Genomic DNA, 20,305 nt, shown 5'->3' with positions numbered 1-20,305 from the left:
CACACCGAAACTACTGCTTCTCCAGCCCTGCCCGCTCGATCACGTCGCGCCAGCGCACGATCTCCTTTTCGATGAACGGGATCATCTCGGCCTTCTGTAGCGTCATCGGGCGAGTGCCAAGCTTCTCGAAATGCGTGCGCACGCGTTCCGACGTCAGCGCCGCATGCGCGGCCGCCGCCAGCCGATCGACGACCGCCGCGGGTGTGCCTGCGGGCACCATGATCGACGACCAGCTCTGAGTCGTCATCTCCTTCAGGCCGAGTTCAGCCATGGTCGGCGCGTTCGGAACGTTGCGAAGCCGTTCCGGCGCGGTCGTGGCCAAAATCTTCAGCTTGCCGGCCTCGACATGCGGGCCGACCGAGACCGGATAATCGAACATGACGTCGACGCGGCCGGCGATCATGTCGTTCAGTGCCGGCGCGCTGCCCCTGTAGGGCACGTGCTGCATCTCGATGCCGGTGACCGTCTTGAACAATTCGGCGACCAGATGCGTCGCGGTGCCGACGCCGGAAGATGAGAACGTCACCTTGCTCGGATTCTGCTTGGCGTAGGCGATGAACTCCGGCACCGAATTATAGGGTGCGTCCGCATAGGCCACGAACAGGTTGGGGCTCTCACCGACCAGATGCACGGGCACAAAACTCGTCAGCGGATCGTAGGACAGGTTTTTGCGCAACGTGACGTTGGCCGCCATCGTGCCCTGCGTGCCGTAGATCATCGTGTAGCCGTCGGGCTTGGCGCGCGCCACCTGCTCGGTGCCGACAGCGCCACCACCGCCGGCCCGGTTGTCGATCACAACGGATTGGCCGAGCATCTTCGACATTTCCTCGGCCACGATGCGCGACGTCGTATCGGTGATGCCGCCCGGCGCAAACGGCACGACCCAAGTGATAGGGCGGTTGGGAAATTCGTCGGCCGAGGCCGGTGCGATGGCAGCGATCGACGCGATCAGGAACGCGAACAAGACGTGTTGCTTCACCATGGAATTCCGCCCCGTAAAATAACGCCCTTCTGAAGAGGACTTGCGCGGCGAGGATGACGGTTTTCGGCACGGCTTGCCATGCGGCAAAGTCAACCTACGCTTTGATCAACTAGAACACCGCGGCGACGAACGCTTTTGTATTAATGGCGATCGGGACCCGCCCGAAGTGAGCGAGTTGGTCCTTACGGTTGGCGCGCCTTGCACAGCTGCTTCGGCACCCAGTCGTGGATGCGCGTCGTCGCAGGCTGCCCCGTCCGGGTGCAGGATGAGAACGAAGCCGCGGCGAAGCGCGGTTCCGACAGTATCTGATATCGCCTACGTTTTGATCAATTCCATGACCGCCGCTGCGAACGCCTCGGGCGCTTCCTGCGGCAGATTGTGGCCCGCGCCCGGCACGACGCGGTGAACGCGGCGGCCGGAAAATTTCGGCGCGCTAGCGGCGCCATCGGTCGCGGGCGCAACGCCGTCGTCTGCGCCATCCAGCGTCATTGCCGGCACGGTGATCGGAGGCAGCGCAGCCAGCCTGCGCTGGATTTCTGCATACTGCGGATCGCCCTCGGCCAGACCGAAGCGATGGCGGTAGCTGTGGATCACTACGTCGACATAGTCAGGGTTGTCGTGGGCCATCGCCGTGCGCTCGAAGCAGGCATCATCGAACGCCCAGTTCGGCGACCATTGCGCCCACAGGATCTTCGCGATCTTGCGCCGGTTGGCAGCGAGCCCGGCGCGGCCGCGCTCGAGCTGGAAGTAATACTGATACCACAGCGCGACCTCGCGTTCGGGGTGCATCGGCGCCATGGCGTTGGCGATGTCCTGAATCAGATAGGAATTGACGCTGACGAGCCCGACGCAGCGTTCCGGCCATAGCGCTGCGCCAACGCAGGCCGCGCGGCCACCCCAGTCATAGCCCGCGAACACCGCGCGGCCGATGCCAAGTGCGTCCATCAGCGCCATCATGTCGGCGCCGACCGCCGCCTGCTCGCCCGAGCGCGGCGTCGTCACGTCGCGAAACCGGGTGGGACCGTAGCCGCGCACATAGGGAACGATGACGCGGCAGCCTTGCGCGGCCAATTGCGGCGCGACGTCGACATAGGAATGAATGTCGTATGGGAAGCCGTGCATCAGCATCACGGCCGGACCATCGGCGGGACCCGCTTCGTAATACGCGATGCTCAGCGGACCGGCGTCGACCTGCCGCAACGGTTCGAGGCGTTTCGACGACGGGGCGCGCGCAGCGGGGGCGTTTTCGGTCACGGCGAACTCCCTGGTTGAATTTCACCATATGACATGGCTGCCTGCCGATGAAGCAATTCCGGCGCAGAGCTGTGCGCGAATGTCATCATGACGGCTGCAAAATTCGGCGATACAGTGTCGCGCCTTTGCCGCGAGAATGGGTCAAGCCATGTTGCGATCCTCTGCCGTTGCCCTCGCCCTCCTCGGTTCGCTGATCGTCCCGGCGGCCGCTCAACAACAACCGCTGCGCAGCGAGTGCCTGGCGATGGCGAACGCGCCGCCGCGCGCGACCCCGGTCAGCCTCCGCCGCACCGCCGCCAAGGCCGAAGAGGTCGCGATCACCTATGTCGGGCATTCCACCTATTACATCGACACGCCCGGCGGCGTGCGGATCGGAACCGACTTCAACGGCGCCTACCGGACCGGCCGGCTGCCCGATGTCGTCACCATGAACCGTGCGCACTCGACGCATTACACATTATTTCCCGATCCAAAGATCCCGCATGTCCTGCATGGCTGGGGCGAGAACGGACAGGCGGCGCATGTCTCGACGCGCGTCGGCGACGTCTATATCCGAAACGTGCCGACCGACATCCGCCGCTATTATGGCGAAGGCTCCGGCGCGATGCTCAAGGACGGCAACTCGATCTTCATCTTCGAGGTTGCCGGCCTGTGCATCGGCCATCTCGGGCATCTGCACCACAAGCTGGATGAGACGCATTTCGCGGCGATCGGCCGGCTCGATATCGTGATGGTGCCGATTGACGGCACATATACGATGTCGCTCGACGGCGTCTCCGACATCACCCGGCGCCTGCGCTCCTCGATCGTGTTGCCGATGCACCGCTTCGCTACCCCGCTCGACGAATTCATGCGCCTGATCGGCCAGCAATTCACGATCGAGCAGCGTACCGAGCGGACGTTGAAGATTTCGCGCGAGACGCTGCCGGGCACGCCGACGGTGATCATTCTCGAAGGGGTGTAAAAAGCGGGCGCGAAAGCCTGCCACCGGCATTGCGAGCGCCGCGAAGCAATCCATAGTGGAACAAGCCGAGAGATGGATCGCTTCGCTGCTCGCAATGGCGAATAACAACAAGCAGCAAGGGAGCGGATCTTGAGCACACCTTCGCAACGACTGATCGAGAGCAACGGCATCCGTCTCAACATCGCCGAGCAGGGCAAGGGGCCGCCGGTGATCTTGTGCCATGGCTTCCCTGAATCCTGGTATTCCTGGCGTCATCAAATCGCTGCGCTTGCGGAAGCGGGCTTCCACGCTGTTGCCCCTGATATGCGCGGCTACGGCAAGAGCGACCGGCCCGAGGCGATCGATCAATACACGATCTTCCATCTGATCGGTGACCTGGTCGGTCTGCTCGATGCCCTCGAAGCACCCACGGCCGTTGTCGTCGGCCACGACTGGGGCGCGCAGATCGCCTGGCAAGCGGCACGCCTGCGCCCCGACCGCTTCCGCGCCGTTGCAAGCCTTAGCGTACCGCTTCGGCCGCGTGGCTCTGCGCGTCCGACCAGCACGATGCCGCAGACTGCGGACGCGCAATTCTATCAACTGTATTTTCAGCAACCCGGCGTCGCAGAGGCCGAGCTGGAGCGGGATCCGGGCGTCACTATACTCAGCATGCTCTACGGTGCATCGGGTCAAGGTGCTGCTGCATTCCGGGCAGCCGCGGCACGCGGTGAGGTCACGCGCGTCCCTGGAATGGTGCCGCGCGCCGAAGGTATGTTGCGAGGATCGGGGACGCCGCCGACGCTGCCGCCGTGGCTTAGCAAAGCCGACATCGATTTTTATGCCGGCGAATTCAGGCGCACCGGCTTCCGCGGTCCGCTCAACTATTATCGCAACGTCGACCGCAACTGGGAACTGATGGCGGCGTTTGCAGGCGTCGCGGTGAAGGTCCCGGCGCTCTTTGTCGCCGGCGACCACGACATGGTGATGGCTGCTCCTCCCGGCATGGACCAGCATCTCGCCAATCTCAGGCAGTTTGTCCCGACGCTGCGGGACGTGCAAATTCTGCCCGGCTGCGGACACTGGACCCAGCAGGAGCGTCCAAGCGAGGTCAGCGCCGCGATCATCGATTTCATCCGCGGCTTGCCTGGCTGACGGGATAGCAGGATGAATGTTTGCCGCCCCCCAACGGAGGGGCCAGGATCACCCGTCGCGCTACGCCGCCACAGCTTCCTTCAGCGGCTTGGGATCGAAATAGGGACGAAGTTCCGCGATCTTGCCGTCGGTGATGCGGAAAAAATCGAAGATCGGCACCACCACTTCGTGACGGCCGGCCGGCGCGAACGTCGCCTTCCAGAGCGTCGCCACGCAATCGCCGTCGATCACGTGACGCTCGACCTCGGCTTTGCGAACCGGAATCTTCGGGAACACTTTTGTCTTGAGGAAGTCGACGGCCGCGTGCTTTCCGACTAGCGGATGATCCGGATCGATCGGGCTGACCAGCACGATATCGTCAGCGAATGGCATCTTCTCGACGTCATTTGAGGTCAGACCGTCCAGGAAGTCATCGATCGCCTTAAGCCTTTCATCTACTGCCATGGCGATACCCTTTCTGTTTCGGGGTGATCCAGGAGAACGCCGATCGCCGTGCAACGTTTCATCGCGCAGCGTTTGACCTCAGGCAAACGGCCTCGCTATCCTGAGAAACCGGTGTCGCATCAGCGGTCCGGCAAGAACACAATAACGGGAGCGAACTCATGGCCGCCAGCACTGCACCCGCCTCCAGAAGCGGGCTCTATGCCGATCCGCGCGAAGACTGGCTGGCGCAGCACACCGAGGATATCATCGATCCCGCCCGTCCGATCGTCGACCCGCATCACCATCTCTGGGACCGCGGCGGCCTGCGCTACATGATCGAGGAGATGGCGGCCGACATCGCCTCCGGCCACAACATCATCGCGACAGTCTATGTCGATTGCCGCTCGATGTACCGCGCGCACGGGCCCGAAGCGTTTCGCCCGGTCGGCGAGGTCGAATTCGCCAATGGCGTTGCGGCGATGGCGGCGAGCGGCGGTTACGGCAAGGCCGCGATCTGCGCCGGCATCGTCAGCCATGTCAATCTGCTGCTCGGCGACGGCGCAAAGGCGGTGCTGGAGGCGGAGATCGTTGCCGGCAACGGCCGCTTCCGCGGCATCCGGCATTCGTCGGCGTGGGATGCGGACCCCAACGTCGCCGGCATGTATGCGACCCGGCCGCAAGGGCTGTTGCTCGACAGTACCTTCCGCAAGGGTTTTGCCTGCCTCGCGCCGCTGGGCCTGAGTTTCGACGCCTGGCTGTTTCATCCGCAGATCGGCGAACTCACCGACCTCGCCCGCGCCTTTCCCGATACAAAAATCGTGCTGGATCATTGCGGCGGCCCGGTCGGTACCGGCCGTTTTGCCGGACGGCGCGAGGAGGTCTTTCCGGAATGGAAGGCCTCGATCCAGCAAATCGCCAAATGTCCGAATGTGGTCGTCAAGCTCGGCGGGCTTGCGATGTGCCTGCTCGGCTATGACTTTCACCAGCGCCCGAAGCCGCCGTCATCCGAGGAAGCCGCCGCCGCGTGGCGTCCCTACATCGAAACCTGCATCGAGGCCTTTGGGCCAGATCGATGCATGTTCGAAAGCAATTTTCCGCCCGACAAGGGCCAGTGCAGCTATCAGGTGATCTTCAACGCCTTCAAGCGGCTGGCCGCGCAATATAGCGAAGCCGAGAAGAGCGCGCTGTTCTCGAAGACGGCGACGGACTTCTACAAGCTCAAGCTGGACTGATCACGCCCACTCGCCCTTGCGCATGACCGGGACGCGGCGTCCGTCGGCGTGGACGCCGTCGATGTCGGTCTCGGCCGTGCCGATCATCCAGTCGATATGGATCAGGCTCTTGTTGCCGCCCTGCTCGGCGATCTGCTGCGGCGTCAGCTTGTCGCCGTTAACAAAGCATTTCGAGTAGCACTGGCCGAGCGCGATGTGCGAGGCGGCGTTCTCGTCGAACAGCGTGTTGAAGAACAGCAAGCCGCTGCTGGAGATCGGCGAGGAATGCGGCACCAGCGCCACTTCGCCGAGGCGCGCCGCGCCCTCGTCGGTGTCGAGCACCTTCTTCAGCACCTCTTCGCCGCGCGAGGCCTTCGCCTCGACGATGCGGCCTTCCTCGAACTTCACCTGGATGTTGTCGATCAGCGTGCCCTGATAGGACAGCGGTTTTGAACTGACGACATGCCCGCTCACCCGCCGGCAATGCGGCGTGGTGAAGACTTCCTCGGTCGGGATGTTGGCGTTGCAGGTGATGCCGTTCTTCGCGGTCGAGGCGCCGCCTTCCCATTCGTGGCCATCGGCGAGGCCGATCGTCAGGTCGGTACCGGGCCCCGAATATTTCAGCGCGTGGAAACACTGGCCGTTCAGCCACTCGGTCCGCTCGCGCAGCACCGCGTTGTGCTTTTCCCATGCGGCGACGGCGCCGTCCTGATCGACGCGGGACGCCGCAAAGATCGCGTCCGCCAGTTTTGCCACCGCAACATCCTCCGGGACGTCGGGGAAAACCTGCTTCGCCCAGGACGGGCTCGGATAGGCGATGATGTTCCAGTTGGTATCGAAATTGACGATCTTCTCCAGCGCCGGCTGATAGGCGATCGAATTGGCCTTGCTGGCGCGCGCCACCTTCACCGGATCCTCACCCGACAGCAACATCGGATTGTCGCCGACGATGGCCAGGCGCGCGGTGTTGGCGGTGAACGCCTTGGCCATGCCCTCATAAAGCCAGTTGGCGGCACGATCGAAGCTCGCGTCGTGGCCGTGGCGATAGCGCGACAACGTGATCGCCTCATCCGACAGGAACGGCGTCACGATACCCGCGCCGGCCTTGTAGGCATGCTCGGCAATCCGGCGCACCAGCGGCAGCGCGACCGAGGGCGCGGTCACCAGCAGGTCCTGTCCCGGCTGCAACCGCAAGCCGACCTTGATCGCAACTTCGGCGAGGCGGTCGAGTTTTGCGGGATCGATCGGGGCGGAAACGTTGCGCTGAAGTGCGGTCATGATTCTTTCGGCCAATGCTGAAGGATTTTAAGGCTTCGCCGTCTTCGGCCGTGATCACACCATCAGGCCAAGGCAAGCGAAGCGCCTGACAATCAATAGCACAAGTATGGTCCGGCGAAACCCGATCTCGTTGATGTTCCGGAATGCAACAATGCCGAGCACGGAACCGGCAAACAGTGCCGGCAGGCTGACGGCGAGGTCGATCACCAGGGCCGTCACGTCAGAATCAATCAACCCAAGCTTTTCACCGCCAGCACGATGGCGTCGGCGCCCGCTTTTCGGTCGACCGATATCTCCTGATACTCCGGCGAATTCTGAAATTCCCTGGCCGCGGCGTCATCGGGAAATTCCATGATCACGACCTTGTCGCGCGGCCATTCGCCCTCCAGCACGACCGGATGCGCGTCCGCCACCAGGAGCTTGCCCTTGAACTTCCTGAACACGCCCATGAAGCGAGATTGATAGCGGTCGTAGAGCTCGCGACGGGTGAATTTCAACTGGGCGATGATGTAGACGCTCATGATGGATCCTCATCTGCGTGGCAGGTGAGCGGCGGCGCTTTCAGCGATGGTCGCTCCCGTCAGCCACGAAATTTCTTCTTTTTCTTCTTTCCGAATACGGGCTTCGCAGACGCCCCATTTTCATGCCGCGGCTTTCCCGCGTGCGCGTGCTCGCCTCGATCCCGCCTTTTGGTATCGTAATGTGTCTTCTTGTCAAACGCCGGCTTGTCAGAGGTCTTTGCATTTTTGCCGTGCGGCTTCGGTGTCCCTTGCTTCTGCCTCTCGCGCACCTCCTCGCCGGCCGGGGCATCGGTCATCGCCTCGATGCGAATGCTGTCCTCCTTGTCGGGACGGCGGATACGTGCGGCGAAGCGATGGGCGACGCGCCCGGAAATCTCGAATTCCGTAGTCGTATCCAGAATGCGAATGGTGCCGATATCTTCCTTCTTGATGCTGCCGCGGCGGCACAGCATCGGCAGCAGCCAACGCGCTTCGGCGTTCTTGTGCCGTCCGATCGCGGCGCTGAACCAGACGCTGTCCCCCGCCATGCGGTGGCGCGCTGAAGACTTTGCCGGCTTCGATCCGCGTTCGGTGTCGCGATCCGCCCGCTCCCGCGCACGCTCGGCACGGGATTTGACCCGATCCTCGCCGGGATCGACGATGTCCTCGGGCGAAGGCAAGCGCGCACGATAGAGCCGCGCCAGCGCGGTGGCGATCTGTTCCGGCGATCGTTCGGCAAGCAGGGCTTGCGCGAGCGCCTGATCCTCAGTGGTGATCTCGCCCGCAAACACATCGTCACGCAGCAGCCGGTCCTGATCGAGTTTTCGGATCTCATCGGGCTGCGGCGCCACGCCCCAGGCCGCGTCGATGCCGGCCAATTTGAGCAGCATGTCCGCGCGGCGGCGCCGGGCCGAGGACACCAGGAGAATGCTGACGCCCTTGCGGCCGGCCCGTCCGGTGCGGCCGGAACGATGCTGCATGACTTCGGGATCGTTCGGCAGGTCGGCGTGGATCACGAGATCGAGGTTCGGCAGGTCGATGCCACGCGCGGCGACATCGGTCGCGACGCAAACCCGGGCGCGGCCGTCGCGCAGGGCCTGCAGCGCCAGCGTTCGCTCGTTCTGGGTCAACTCGCCCGACAGCGCCACCACCGAGAAGCCGCGCTCCAGCAGCGTCGCCTGCAGGTGCCGCACGGCCTCGCGCGTGTTGCAGAACACCAGCGTGCCCGGCGATTCGAAGTAGCGCAAAATATTGACGACGGCGTGCTCGACATCGCCGGCCGCGATCCGGATCGCGCGGTACTCGATATCGGCGTGTCCGCCCTCCTCGCCCGCGACTTCGACGCGAAAGGCGTCCTGCTGATAGTCCTTCGCCAGCGCAACGATGCCTTGCGGCAAGGTCGCCGAGAACAACAGTGTCCTGCGGTCCTCCGGCGTGGCCTGCAGGATGAATTCCATGTCCTCGCGGAAACCGAGATCGAGCATCTCGTCGGCCTCGTCGAGTACGATCGCCTTCAGTTCCGAAACGTCGAGCCGGCCGCGCCGCAAATGATCGCAAAGCCGCCCCGGCGTGCCGACCACGATGTGCGCGCCCACCGCCAGTTCGCGCTGCTCGCGGCGCGGATCCATGCCGCCGACGCAGGAAACCACGCGCGCATCGGCATGCTGATAGAGCCAGGCGAGTTCGCGGTGCACCTGAAGGGCTAACTCGCGCGTCGGCGCGACGATCAATGCCAAGGGGGCCGCGGCACGCTCGAACCGCTCGGCGCCATCCAGGAGGTTGTTTGCGAGCGCCAGACCATAGGCGACCGTCTTGCCGGAACCGGTCTGCGCCGAAACCAGGAGATCGCGGCCGGCAGCATCGTCGGCCAGCACCGCGGTCTGGACCTGTGTAAGCCGATCGAAGTTGCGTTCCGCCAAAGCTCGGGCGAGCGGCGGATGGGTGGGCAATAATGTCACGAGATGTCAGACCCTGGTTGGCTATATCAGCCGGAAATGTTGAATACGGCCCCGAACCGAAATGGCTCGAAACTGCGCAATTAACGACGCGCAGCGGCACGGCCTGACGGATTTCACTGAGGTGGGGATGCTTTAGGCGAAATCCAGCCGCTGCGCCATCCATTCTTTGCAGATCAGGCGATCACTTCTACACTATGGTTTCAGGGCATTTCAGAGGGGCGTGCACCGTGACCGCGTTCAAGACCATTCGCGCCCGGGCAGAAAAGCGCAAGGGCGGCCCCAAGGCGCTCGCCAAACTGCTGCCGGCCAAGCCCAATCCGAAGGCGCTCGCCAGGCTCGGCGACGACCGGATTCTCGCCGAAATGACCAGGCGGGTGTTCTGCGCGGGCTTTGCCTGGAGCGTGATCGAGAACAAATGGCCGGGATTCGAAAAGGCGTTTCTCGGTTTCAAGCCGGGCCCGCTGTCGCTGAAGCCGGATGAATTCTGGGACGATCTGATGAAGGACACGCGCATCGTCCGCAACGGCGCCAAGATCATGTCAGTCCGTGCCAATGCGAGCTTCGTCCGGGACATTGCCAAGGAGCACGGCAGTTTCGGCAAATTCCTCGCCAACTGGCCATCCTCCGACGAGGCCGGATTGCTGGAATTGCTGGCCAAGCGCGGCAGCCGGCTCGGCGGCAATACCGGGCAGATGATGCTGCGCTTTCTCGGGTGGGACGGGTTTGTCACGTCCAGGGATGTTGTGCTGTGCCTGCGCGATGCCGGGCTCGACATCGCGGAGACCGTCACCTCCAAGCGCGATATCGCCAAGGTGCAGGCGCAGTTCAACGCATGGGCCGAGGAGACGGGGCTTCCCTACGTACACATATCGCGGATCTGCGCGCTGTCGATCGGGGAGAATTATGCAGCGGAGAAGCTCGAAAGCATGATGGGCGGTGATGAATGATCCGCCTTCGCTCTTTGAGCTACGGCGCGACAAGTGGAATCATATGACGAAGAATCCATGCGTGGCGTCGCGGCGGAGCTGGTCGACGAGGCCATATTCCCATTCGAGATAGGCCTGCATCGCGCTTTCCTTGACGTCGGTGCCCTCATAGGGACGGCGATAGCGGTGTGACGGATCGGGCTTTGGGATGACCAGCGGCGGGCCGACTTCCAGCGCGCCGTCGTAACCGCCTGCGAGCACGTACACTTCCCAGCCCATTTGCGCGAGCCAGGATGCGGTCATGTCGGCGCGGACGCTTCTGTCGTCCGTCAGCACGATGCGGGCGCCGCGCACCGGCGCGGCCATGTCGACCTCCTGCACCAACTGTCCGCCGGCGTAATGACGAAAGCCTGCGAGATGGCCGGCGGTGTATTCCTCCTCCGAGCGCACGTCGAAGCGATAGAGCGTGCGGTCGCCCTGCTCCTGCAGAGCCGCCATTTCCGCAAGGCCAATGTGCCGGACACCGGCGCGATAGGCGACGTCGCGCGCGTTTGTCTCGCCGCCCGCGATGGCGCCGATCCCGCCGCGGCGGTCGGACCCATGCTCAAGCTTCTGCCGTGCCAGCGTCCAGCCGATCGTTCCATTGCGCAGCGCCATCACCTTGTTCGCGACGCCGGCATTGATCAGCGACTGGGTGCCGATAATCGAGCGGGTGCGGCCGGCGCAATTGACGATGATGGTGGTCTCGGGGTCGGGCGCGGCGCGGCCGGTGCGCAGCACCAGTTCCGCGCCGGGCACGCTGATGGAACCGGGGATATTCATGGTCGCATATTCGTCGAAGCGGCGGACATCGAGAATCCGGATGTTGGCCCCGCTCGCAATCAGCGCGCCGACCTCTTCAGCGGCGAGCGAGGGTGTGTGCCGCCGCGACTCGACCAGTTCGCCAAAGGCCTTGGCGTAGGAATTGACATCCTCGAACACCTCATAGCCTGCCGACTTCCAGCCCTGCAGCCCGCCATCAAGCTGGCGGATATTGGAGTATCCCAATGCGGCCAACCGGTCCGCGGCCTGCGGCACGAGGCCCTCGCCGGCGTCGTAGATCACGATCGGGACGTCCTTGCGCGGCAGCCGCGCTTCCGCCTCCAGCGCGATGCGGTCGGCCGCCATGTTGGCGGCGAACAGGGGATGGCCGGTGGCAAAGGTGGCCTCGTGCCTGATGTCGAGCAGCGCGATTTCCGCGCGCAGCAGCAGCGCGGTGCGGACTTGCGAAGGAGTGACAGAGGGTACAGTCATGGACGGGATTTCCGAAAACGGCATATGATCGCTGGCATGATGGGCACTCTGAGCACCCAATGGATCTCAAACAATTGCGGACGTTCCGGGCCGTAGCCGAACTCGGAAGCTTGAGCAAGGCTGCCGACCGGTTACGTGCCGCGCAGCCGGCGCTGAGCCGGCATATCAAGCTGCTCGAGCATGAGCTTCGGGTCGAGCTGTTCGTGCGCAACGGCCGCGGCATGCTGCTCACCAGCGCCGGCCGGATGCTGCTCGACCGCACCACCGGCCTGATCCGCCAGATCGAACAGGTCAGCGACGATCTCAAATCGGCGAACGGCAACCCGTCGGGCCGCGTCATCCTCGGGCTGGTGCCGACGGTGAGCGCTGTGCTGTCTGGACGATTTGCCCGCCGCGTCCTCAATGAGTTTCCCGACGTCTCGCTGCGCATCGTGGAGAGCTATGGCGGCCATCTGGTCGAATGGCTGCATCGCGGCGAAATGGACCTCGCGATCATCTATGGCCCGGCCGTCGACCTCCATCTCCAGGTCCAGTCGATCGGCCGCGAGGACATCGTCGCCGTCGGACCGCCGGGATCGGGCCTGAGCAAGCGCAAGCAGGTCGATCTCAAATGGCTGGTGAAGCAAAAGCTGATCCTGCCGAGCATATCGCATGGCTTGCGGGCGCTGCTGGAGAAGGCATTGGCGCGCGAAAAACTGAAGCTCGACGCCATGATCGAGGTCGATTCCTACCGCGCCCAGATCAGCCTGATGGAGGAAGGGCTCGGCTATACGCTGCTGCCGCCGTCCGCCATACGCACGGAAGTGGCGGCGAAGCGCCTGGAGATGGCCGCCGTCAATCCTTCGGTGTCGCGCGAACTGATCCTGGCTTCGCCGATCGCGCATCCGCCGTCGATTGCGACGACGACGATCGCGACGCTGATCGTGTCCGAGATTCAAGAGCTTTCGAAGGAAGGGCGCTGGAAGATCAACATGACGGGATAGCGAGGCTGCTCACTCTCTCTCCGTCATGGCCGGGCTTGTCCCGGCCATCCACGTCTTTCTTTGCGCAATGGCAGGTAAGACGTGGATGCTCGGGACAAGCCCGGGCGTGACGACCTCGTAGGCACTGCGCCTCAATTAAACAGCGCCTCGTCTCCCAAGACCGATTGCCGGAAGCGCGTCGTCAGGATCACGCCGTCGGCCGGCGGCATCACAAACACGAGCGCCTCGGGATTGATCTTGATCTGCGCGAACGCCGTTCCCCTTCCCGCGTGCACGAGGTCGCGCAGTTCGGTCACTCCGGCCATCGTGCGGACGATCCGCGAGGTGCGGATGCCGCAGGCGGTGGCGATGGCGGCGAGGTCGACGCCGGAAGCCGTCGGGGTCTTCTGCATGCCGGTCTCGCCGAAGCGCTCATTGTCGAGAACAGCGATCGTCAGATTCTTCGGCGCCTCCACCGCGATTGATGCGAGCGAGCCGATGTTCATCAGCATCTCGCCGTCGCCGGTGATGACCAGCACCTTGCGCTTCGGCTGCGCCAGCGCCAGTCCAAGCCCGATCATGGCGGCGGCGCCCATCGCGCCCCACAGCGGGAAATTGTTGGGGTGATCCCCGGCAGCGGAGACGTCCCAGTTCGGCGCGCCGAGGCCGGCGATGACGAGGAGATCGGCGCGGTCGCGCAGCAGTTCGTTGACGACGTCGCGGCGGTGCAGAAGTGCGTTCGGATTGCTCATTTGCGGGCAAGCTCCTTGAAATTCTTGGCGCCGAGCACGCGCTGCCCGATCAGGACCGCCACCGGCTTCCAGGTATTGAAAGCCAGGTGCGCCGCGCCCTGCACGGTGGAGGCGACGAGATCAGGCTCATCCACTTTGTTCACGATCACGCCCATGGCCTCCAGCGAGGGGCGCGTGCCCTGCCCCATCGGAATCTGCCACGGGTTGAACTCGCCCCAGTCGCCGCGCATGGTGACGATCATCAACAGCGGCATGTGGCAGATGACGGGCAGCGACAGCATGTTGATGCAGTTGCCGACGCCGCTCGACTGCAACAGCAGAACGCCGCGCTCGCCGCCGAGCCACGCACCGGCCAGCATCGCCACGCCTTCCTCTTCGGTCGTCAGCGTCACGACGCGGGTTTCGGGATCGGCCTCGAAGGAGCGGATCAGGCGGCCATGGCCGGCGTCCGGCACCATCGCGACCTGGCGAATGCCGGCGTCCTTCAGCACGCGGTAGATCTCGTCCGGCCAGATCGGGAGCGCCGGTGCGGCCTCGCTCCGTGATTTCGCTGCTTCCGCCATCGGGCTCAATTTCCTCTGCGATTCCCGGTTGATTTGCCGCGAGAATAGATCGCGGCGGGGGTTCGAGGAATTTGAATGTGGACATGGCTTCTATCGCAAAATTGAAAGGCTGGGTGTCCACAGCTCGTCCGAAATGACGGCGAGAAGCGCAGATCCGTAGGACGGGTGGAGCGAAGCGATACCCATCAATGCCAATGAGATGCGGCGATGGGTTTCGCTTCGCTCTACCCATTCTATGACATACGTGTAGACGGTGGGCACGGCGCCAAGAGCGCCTTTGCCCCCTGCTCACCTTCCATTACTTCGGCTTGGAATCCGGGGGGCAGTCCGGTGATACCTTAAGCGGCTTGTCGCCGCTCTGCACGGTCGGTGCGGCCGAGTTCGCGCCGCCCGCATCGGGCAACACCGCGCTCTTGCCGACGGTCACCGAATTCGACGTCTTCTCCTCGCCGCTTCCTGATGTCGCAGCCGGTGATGTCGTGCAGGCCGTCTTGTCGGTCGATCCGGCCGTGGTCTGGGCGGAAGCCGCGCTCACTCCTATTACCGCTACGAGAATCGCTGCCGCGACGCGCTTCATTTTCGTCTCCAATGGCTGCAAAATAGCTTGCTCGGAGCAGAACGTTCTGCTGCAACGAAGGTTCCGGTTGGCCCTGATGCGGCGATGCCGGGATTAAAATCGGCGCAGGTTTTGCTTCGGCGAACCGGCCGGAAAAGGAAGATTTCATGACCATCGACCTGACCCGCCGCACGCTGCTTCATCTCGCCGGCGCCTCGTCGCTGAGCGCGGCCGCCATTGCCGCAGCGCGAGCCGAGGGGAATACGGGAGGCTCGGGCGGGCCGACCTTCGCCAACCGCACGCCGATGCGGATCGGCATGGTGACGCTGCGCGTGCGCGATCTCGACAAGGTCGCCGACTACTATCGCGACGCGATCGGACTCACCGTCATGGCGCGCACCGAGACGGACGCGCTGCTCGGCTCGGGCGGCGTACCGCTGCTCAATCTGCAGCGGCGCGAGAACGCGGCGCGCGAGGCGCGCAACGCGGCCGGCCTCTATCACACCGCGTTCCTGATGCCGACACGCAAGGACCTCGGACGCTGGCTGGTACATGCGGCAAAAAACAGGATCACGCTCTCCGGTTTTGCTGACCACCTCGTCAGCGAGTCCGTCTATCTCGACGACCCCGAGGGCAACGGCATCGAAGTCTATGCGGACCGCTCGCCCGAACTCTGGAAATGGGAAGCCGGCTCGGTGGCGATGGCAACCGACCAGCTCGACATCGACGGCCTGCTGGCGCTCGCGGGTACGCACACCACCAACTATGCCAAGGCGCCCGACGGCCTGCGCATCGGCCACATGCATCTGCGCGTCGGCGATCTCGAACAGGCCGACCGCTTCTATGCCGGTACCATCGGCTTTGCCCAGACCCGCAAGCGGACCGGCGCGGCGTTTTTGTCCTCGGGGCGCTATCACCATCACCTCGGCATCAATGTCTGGCAGAGCGCCGGCGCCGGGGCGCGTGACGACACGGCCACCGGCCTCGCCTGGTTTTCGCTCGAGATCGAGGCCCAGCAAATTCTCGAAGCCCAGGTGCAGCGCCTGCGGCAGGCAGGCGCGCCGGCCGCGGCCATCGCCAACGGCATCGAAACGGCCGATCCCTGGGGCACCAGGGTGCGGCTGATCAAGGTTTGACAGCGCGACAACGAATGAGCGCGGCCTCCCACGCGCTGGGACCAAAGCTGCGCCGAAAGGATGAAGCTAAATGAACTTGCCAATGAGCTGGGACGAATGGGCCGCGCATGACGGCGTTGCGCTGGCCGCGCACGTTGCGAAGGGTGAGCTGACGGCAGCCGAGCTGGCGGCGCAAGCGGCCGCCGGCATTGCCAAGGTCGACCCCGCGCTTTCGGCCGTCGTCGAATTGTTCGACGACGCGATCGCCGATCCCGCAACCGACGGCACGGCGCTCGACGGGCCGTTTGCCGGACTGCCGTTCCTGATGAAGGATCTGGGGCCGACGCTGAAGGGCCGGCTGCAGGAAATGGGCTCGCTCTATATGCGCGGCAATCGCGCCACGGCCGATACGTTCATGACCAAGAAGATGCGCGGCGCGGGGCTCAATCTGATCGGGCGCACCACCACGCCGGAATTCGGCGTCTGCAGTTCGGCGGATAATCCCGCCGTCTATGTCACGCGCAATCCCTGGAATACCGACTACACCACCTGCGGATCGTCGGCCGGCAGTGCGGCGATGGTCGCCGCCGGCGCGGTGCCGATCGCGCATGCAACCGACGGCGGCGGATCGATTCGAATCCCGGCCGGCGTCAACGGCAATATCGGGCTGAAGGTTTCGCGCGGCGTGTTCTCGCTGTCGCCGCTGTTGTCCGACCTCAGCGGACTGGTTTCGATTCAGGGCTGCCAGTCGCGCTCGGTGCGCGACACCGCAGCCTTCGTCGATGCCTGCCGCGGGCCGGCGCCGGGCGAGTTCATGCCGTTCTGGAGTCCGCCCGAGCCCTACACGCGCTTGATCACGCGCGATCCGGGCCGGCTGAGAATCGCGCTGTCATACCAGTGGGGCGACTACCAAGCGACGCCGCATATCGCAGCTGAACTGCAAAAGGCCGGTCGCTTCCTCGAAGGCCTCGGCCATCACGTCGACTACGCCCTGCCCGATCTGGACTATGGCGAGGCCTTTGCGGCGCAGACCACCTGCTACATCAGCAATTTTGCCGTGGTGATCGGCAACATGCTGGCGGCGCGCGGGCTGGAGCGGCCGCCCGAAGACCTGATCGAGCCGATCAACATCCGGATCTGGGAGCACGGCCGGCACACGAGCTATGCCGACCGCGCCCGCATGCAGTCGGTGTTCAACACGACCTCGCGCGGCTTCGGCGCGTTCTTCGAGGACTGGGACATCATCCTGACGCCGATCACCGCGCTGCCGACGCCGAAGGTCGGCACCACGGAATATCTGACCATCAGCGACAATCCCGACGTGCTCGACTGGTTCGGCAATCTCTGGCGCAATTTTGCCTTTACGCCGCTCGCCAATCTCTGCGGCATCCCCGCGATTTCGCTGCCGCTCGCCACCCACGAACACGGCCTGCCGCTCGGCATTCAGGCGATCGCCAAGCAGGCCAATGACGGGCTCTTGCTGCAGCTAGCGGCGCAGATCGAGCGGGCGATCGAGGGCAAGTGGAATGCGGGGCAGAAACCGGGCGTGCATGTGACGACGGTTGAGGGAACAACCATCGCACCATAACTAGCCAAGTGCGATCTGATTGGATGGCACTAGCGGCGCCGGCAGGAGAGCATCCATGCTAGTCGACTGGGACGAGCTCCAACATACGGTCGAGTTCGTCAGTATGGGGAATGAGGCCGTCCTTTGCCGGAAGACCGGCAAGATTTTCTGGCATACCGACCTGGACGAAGACATCGAAGCGTGGCCGGACGATGCCGACGACGAGGAAAAGTATCTTGTGATCCCCGACAAGAAGGAACTCGATCTCGGCAAGGCGCTGGTGCTCGAGTTCGCCAGAGAATGTCTCCCAGGCGAATTCGATGAAATCCGGCGGATCTTCAGCAAGCGGGGCGCCTATGCGCGGTTCAGGAGTCTGCTGCTGCGCAGGAACGCGCTCGATCGATGGTACGATTTCGAGAACAGGGCGACCGAAAGAGCCCTGAGGGAATGGTGCAAAGCCAACGGACTAACAACCCGGGAGGGAGATCCCCCGGCGCCGGAGGCGAAATGAAACGATCGTGTGCCGCCCGCAGGTTCTTGCTCGGCTGCGCTAAGATGTTCGTGAGGTCGCCCTCGCGACTTCCCCACCTCTATCAAGGAGCTCGTCGCGGGCTTCCTTCAGGCGCTTCAAACTCGCCACATTGGTCTCGCGTCTTTCCTCCAGACGATTGAGATAGGACAGCTCGGCCGTGACCTGGGCGAGGTTCAGGACGTCGTCCATACCATTCGATCCTTGCGCTGCGGGCTGATCGGCTTCATCAAGGGAGAGGTCGTAGGCGGGGCGAACTGATTTTAGCATGAAGATGCCGGTCCGATTGTGAAGCCGATTACACATCGCACACGACATCTTTGCCGACGGAGCCGCGGGTAACATTGCAGCACTCGCCTTCGAAGGCGGCGCCGATTGAGAGCTGCCGCGCCATTTCATTTTGGCGGGGGAAAGCCGGCCGTAACCAGCCATCTACAGCACCCCGGCACGCGGAGCTTCGCACAGACACCTTCGATCTCACCCGGATTCCCCCATGCCGCTCCTCAGTGGGCATTAGCAACATCGCATTGCGGCGGCGGCGGTGTCCTGAAGCCGCGGTTGAGACATTCTGAAATTTTTCTGATATTCGGCGAACCTGTGCGGTTGGGCACATTTTTAGGGTCGATCCCGGCACTAAATGGGGTCCGTTGCCGGTTGGAGGGGACGGTGCTGCGCTTTTCTGGTTTTGAGCTGGATCCAGAGCGCGCTGAACTGCGCCGGCCCGATGGCGGGACGATCAAGCTCCGGCCCAAGACGCTGGAGATGCTGCGGCTGCTCGCCAAGAATGCCGGCCGCGTCTTGAGCAAGCAGCAGTTGATGGAAGCCGTCTGGCCGAACGTCCATGTCGGCGAAGACAGCCTGTTCCAGTGCATCCGCGAAATCCGCACCGCTCTCGGCGACGACAAGCGGCAGGTAGTCCGGGTCATTTCCGGCCGCGGCTATCTGTTCGAGGCCGAGGTGACGGAGGTCGAGGTCACGGCCGCGCCGGAAAGCGCCCGTCAGCCAGGCTGCGCCAGCCGGATCAGGCACGAAATTGACGTTCGAAACGAACAGCGAACCCGCGAAGCGCTTGTTCGACTTCAGCCGGCGGCGCGCCGCGTTCGCGTCCATCGCGGGGCTTGCCATCCTGTGCGCCGCGATAGCCGCGTGGATGTTGCGCCCCGGTCTCATCTTTGCGCGTGGGCCCGCGACCATCGCGGTGATGCCGATCGCGGACGCGAGCAACGATCCCCTCGCCGCCCAGATGGCGGCTAATGTGAGCGGACGGCTGACCGACGGGCTGGCGAAGATCGAGAACATCCGCGTGCTGGCTCCGGATATGGCTGCATCGAAAGCCGACTTCGTCGTGAAGGGCGAACTGCAGAGGAGCGAGCACGCCTGGACAATACGGGTGCGCATGACCGCAACGGATACCGGCGAGGTCAAGTGGACCGCCTCGCATTCCGTCGCCGTCACGGAAGATATGGACGTGCCGCTCCAGCAGTCCCGGCTCGCGGCGGGCGTTGGTCACGCACTGGCCGTGCGCCTCAACGAATTGCTGAACGCCGACCCGCGATCCGCTGCGAAGAGCAAGGTCGTGATAGAACAGGCCACCGCTCATATCAATCAAACCTCGCCGGAGCGATTCAAGGCCGCGCAGGCGATGCTGGAACAAGCGCTCACCGAGGACCCCGACGACACAGACGTTCAGATCGCGCTCGCCGCACTCCTGATGCGCGGTGTGCAGATGGTGTGGCTGAGCGGAGCCGAGCGCGAGGTGGCGGAAACCAAGGCCGAGGCGGTGCTGCAGCAGACGCTGCGCGCCAAACCTAATCACATCCCGGCGAATGAAGCCTATTGCCGCTTCCTCAACGCTACCAACCAGTTCGGCTCGAGCCTGGTGGCGTGCGCGCGGGCCCTGAGCTTCGATCCCTGGAACGGGATTGCGCTGTACCATATCGGCCTTGCGCAGATCCAAACGGGACGCTTCGAGGATGCGCTCGCGACGTTCAAGCAGGCGGACCGCTTCGACACGCCGCAGGTCTCGCGCTGGACCTGGATGATCGGCGCCGGCTGGGCCAATATGCTGATGGGCCGAGCCGAAGACGCGGTGCCGTGGCTGCAGAAGTCGATCGCAATCACGGCAGCCAGCGGGCGCACGCATATGTTGCTTGCGGCGGCCTATCAGCAGATGGGCAAAACCGAAGAAGCGAGAGCGGCGATGGAAAAAGGCCGCGAATTGCGGCCGGGCTCGACCTATCACAACGTCCCGACGCCCAAGAAGAATTCCAGCCCGGTCTACATCGAAGCTGCCGAGCGGATCATGCAATTGATGGTTGCGGCCGGTCTGCCTGCGAGCTGA

22 protein-coding genes are annotated in these 20,305 nt (G+C 63.9%); 10 read left to right on the top strand and 12 right to left on the bottom strand.

Annotation, left to right across the window (positions count from 1 at the left end; translation table 11 throughout):
• Positions 1 to 10 precede the first annotated feature (10 nt).
• Together ACH79_RS14260 and ACH79_RS14255 are read right to left on the bottom strand one after the other, a co-directional pair.
• Positions 11 to 982: a tripartite tricarboxylate transporter substrate binding protein gene (locus tag ACH79_RS14260; protein ID WP_161851589.1), complete on the bottom strand. Its 972-nt coding sequence runs from the start codon at positions 980 to 982 to the stop codon at positions 11 to 13.
• Between the two features lie 315 nt (positions 983 to 1,297).
• On the bottom strand, positions 1,298 to 2,236 hold the full coding sequence (locus ACH79_RS14255; RefSeq protein ID WP_246738534.1) for an alpha/beta fold hydrolase: 939 nt from the start codon (positions 2,234 to 2,236) through the stop codon (positions 1,298 to 1,300).
• 148 nt (positions 2,237 to 2,384) lie between these two features.
• On the opposite strand from ACH79_RS14255, the gene ACH79_RS14250 reads away from it, so the two are divergent.
• A complete protein-coding gene (locus ACH79_RS14250) occupies positions 2,385 to 3,200 on the top strand; it encodes an MBL fold metallo-hydrolase (protein ID WP_161851588.1) in 816 nt (271 codons plus the stop codon).
• A 129-nt stretch (positions 3,201 to 3,329) separates the two neighbouring features.
• Positions 3,330 to 4,331: an alpha/beta fold hydrolase gene (locus ACH79_RS14245; RefSeq protein WP_161851587.1), complete on the top strand. Its 1,002-nt coding sequence runs from the start codon at positions 3,330 to 3,332 to the stop codon at positions 4,329 to 4,331.
• A 60-nt stretch (positions 4,332 to 4,391) separates the two neighbouring features.
• Here ACH79_RS14245 and ACH79_RS14240 read toward each other — a convergent pair whose 3' ends face one another.
• Positions 4,392 to 4,775: a nuclear transport factor 2 family protein gene (locus ACH79_RS14240; protein WP_161851586.1), complete on the bottom strand. Its 384-nt coding sequence runs from the start codon at positions 4,773 to 4,775 to the stop codon at positions 4,392 to 4,394.
• Positions 4,776 to 4,933: 158 nt separating this feature from the next.
• Here ACH79_RS14240 and ACH79_RS14235 point away from each other — a divergent pair, with 158 nt between their 5' ends.
• Positions 4,934 to 5,986, top strand: coding sequence for an amidohydrolase (locus ACH79_RS14235; protein ID WP_161851585.1), 1,053 nt, complete (start codon positions 4,934 to 4,936; stop codon positions 5,984 to 5,986).
• On the opposite strand, the gene ACH79_RS14230 is transcribed toward ACH79_RS14235, so the two are convergent.
• The 4 genes from ACH79_RS14230 to ACH79_RS14215 are packed head-to-tail and all read right to left on the bottom strand — an operon-like array spanning position 5,987 to position 9,701.
• Entirely contained in the window at positions 5,987 to 7,243 is a 1,257-nt protein-coding gene (locus ACH79_RS14230) for an aminopeptidase (RefSeq protein WP_161851584.1), read from the bottom strand. It abuts the gene before it with no gap.
• A gap of 54 nt (positions 7,244 to 7,297) precedes the next feature.
• Positions 7,298 to 7,477 carry a hypothetical protein gene (locus ACH79_RS14225; protein WP_161851583.1) on the bottom strand — a complete coding sequence of 60 codons (180 nt, stop codon included), beginning with the start codon at positions 7,475 to 7,477 and terminating at the stop codon, positions 7,298 to 7,300.
• Positions 7,474 to 7,764 carry a DUF1330 domain-containing protein gene (locus tag ACH79_RS14220; RefSeq protein ID WP_161851582.1) on the bottom strand — a complete coding sequence of 97 codons (291 nt, stop codon included), beginning with the start codon at positions 7,762 to 7,764 and terminating at the stop codon, positions 7,474 to 7,476. Before ACH79_RS14220 ends, ACH79_RS14225 begins: the two co-directional genes overlap by 4 nt.
• Positions 7,765 to 7,823: 59 nt before the next feature.
• Positions 7,824 to 9,701, bottom strand: a complete 1,878-nt coding sequence (locus ACH79_RS14215) for a DEAD/DEAH box helicase (RefSeq protein WP_161851581.1) — start codon at positions 9,699 to 9,701, stop codon at positions 7,824 to 7,826.
• 227 nt (positions 9,702 to 9,928) lie between these two features.
• On the opposite strand from ACH79_RS14215, the gene ACH79_RS14210 reads away from it, so the two are divergent.
• The gene (locus ACH79_RS14210; protein ID WP_161851580.1) at positions 9,929 to 10,648 is read left to right on the top strand and encodes a DNA-3-methyladenine glycosylase I; all 720 of its coding nucleotides are present in this window, start codon (positions 9,929 to 9,931) and stop codon (positions 10,646 to 10,648) included.
• A 39-nt stretch (positions 10,649 to 10,687) separates the two neighbouring features.
• Here the strand turns inward: ACH79_RS14210 and ACH79_RS14205 are convergent, their stop codons facing one another.
• A complete protein-coding gene (locus ACH79_RS14205) occupies positions 10,688 to 11,920 on the bottom strand; it encodes a rhodanese-like domain-containing protein (protein WP_161851579.1) in 1,233 nt (410 codons plus the stop codon).
• Positions 11,921 to 11,979: 59 nt separating this feature from the next.
• On the opposite strand from ACH79_RS14205, the gene ACH79_RS14200 reads away from it, so the two are divergent.
• Entirely contained in the window at positions 11,980 to 12,903 is a 924-nt protein-coding gene (locus tag ACH79_RS14200; RefSeq protein ID WP_161851578.1) for a LysR substrate-binding domain-containing protein, read from the top strand.
• 131 nt (positions 12,904 to 13,034) lie between these two features.
• Here ACH79_RS14200 and ACH79_RS14195 read toward each other — a convergent pair whose 3' ends face one another.
• The 3 genes from ACH79_RS14195 to ACH79_RS14185 form a co-directional block, all read right to left on the bottom strand.
• Entirely contained in the window at positions 13,035 to 13,634 is a 600-nt protein-coding gene (locus tag ACH79_RS14195) for a thiamine pyrophosphate-dependent enzyme (RefSeq protein WP_161851577.1), read from the bottom strand.
• Positions 13,631 to 14,197 carry a thiamine pyrophosphate-binding protein gene (locus ACH79_RS14190; RefSeq protein ID WP_161851576.1) on the bottom strand — a complete coding sequence of 189 codons (567 nt, stop codon included), beginning with the start codon at positions 14,195 to 14,197 and terminating at the stop codon, positions 13,631 to 13,633. The genes ACH79_RS14195 and ACH79_RS14190 overlap by 4 nt, the downstream gene beginning before the upstream one ends.
• A 298-nt stretch (positions 14,198 to 14,495) precedes the next feature.
• Positions 14,496 to 14,774, bottom strand: a complete 279-nt coding sequence (locus ACH79_RS14185) for a hypothetical protein (RefSeq protein ID WP_161851575.1) — start codon at positions 14,772 to 14,774, stop codon at positions 14,496 to 14,498.
• Positions 14,775 to 14,920: 146 nt separating this feature from the next.
• Between ACH79_RS14185 and ACH79_RS14180 the strand changes: the two genes are divergently transcribed.
• From ACH79_RS14180 to ACH79_RS14170, 3 genes are all read left to right on the top strand, one after another.
• The gene (locus ACH79_RS14180; RefSeq protein ID WP_161851574.1) at positions 14,921 to 15,889 is read left to right on the top strand and encodes a VOC family protein; all 969 of its coding nucleotides are present in this window, start codon (positions 14,921 to 14,923) and stop codon (positions 15,887 to 15,889) included.
• A 70-nt stretch (positions 15,890 to 15,959) separates the two neighbouring features.
• Positions 15,960 to 17,456 (top strand): amidase, encoded by a 1,497-nt coding sequence (locus ACH79_RS14175; protein WP_161851573.1) that lies wholly within the window; start codon positions 15,960 to 15,962, stop codon positions 17,454 to 17,456.
• A gap of 55 nt (positions 17,457 to 17,511) precedes the next feature.
• Positions 17,512 to 17,946 (top strand): hypothetical protein, encoded by a 435-nt coding sequence (locus ACH79_RS14170; RefSeq protein ID WP_161851572.1) that lies wholly within the window; start codon positions 17,512 to 17,514, stop codon positions 17,944 to 17,946.
• Positions 17,947 to 17,985: 39 nt separating this feature from the next.
• Here ACH79_RS14170 and ACH79_RS14165 read toward each other — a convergent pair whose 3' ends face one another.
• Entirely contained in the window at positions 17,986 to 18,396 is a 411-nt protein-coding gene (locus ACH79_RS14165) for a hypothetical protein (protein ID WP_161851571.1), read from the bottom strand.
• 330 nt (positions 18,397 to 18,726) lie between these two features.
• Between ACH79_RS14165 and ACH79_RS43885 the strand changes: the two genes are divergently transcribed.
• Positions 18,727 to 19,218, top strand: coding sequence for a winged helix-turn-helix domain-containing protein (locus ACH79_RS43885; protein ID WP_246738672.1), 492 nt, complete (start codon positions 18,727 to 18,729; stop codon positions 19,216 to 19,218).
• Positions 19,115 to 20,305 carry a tetratricopeptide repeat protein gene (locus ACH79_RS14160; protein ID WP_246738533.1) on the top strand — a complete coding sequence of 397 codons (1,191 nt, stop codon included), beginning with the start codon at positions 19,115 to 19,117 and terminating at the stop codon, positions 20,303 to 20,305. The genes ACH79_RS43885 and ACH79_RS14160 overlap by 104 nt, the downstream gene beginning before the upstream one ends.

It is taken from the genome of Bradyrhizobium sp. CCBAU 051011, from assembly GCF_009930815.1.
Classification (GTDB): Bacteria; Pseudomonadota; Alphaproteobacteria; order Rhizobiales; family Xanthobacteraceae; genus Bradyrhizobium.
The sequence above is the reverse complement of the archived record's forward strand: the minus strand, read 5'-3'. Positions and strand labels throughout refer to the sequence as shown.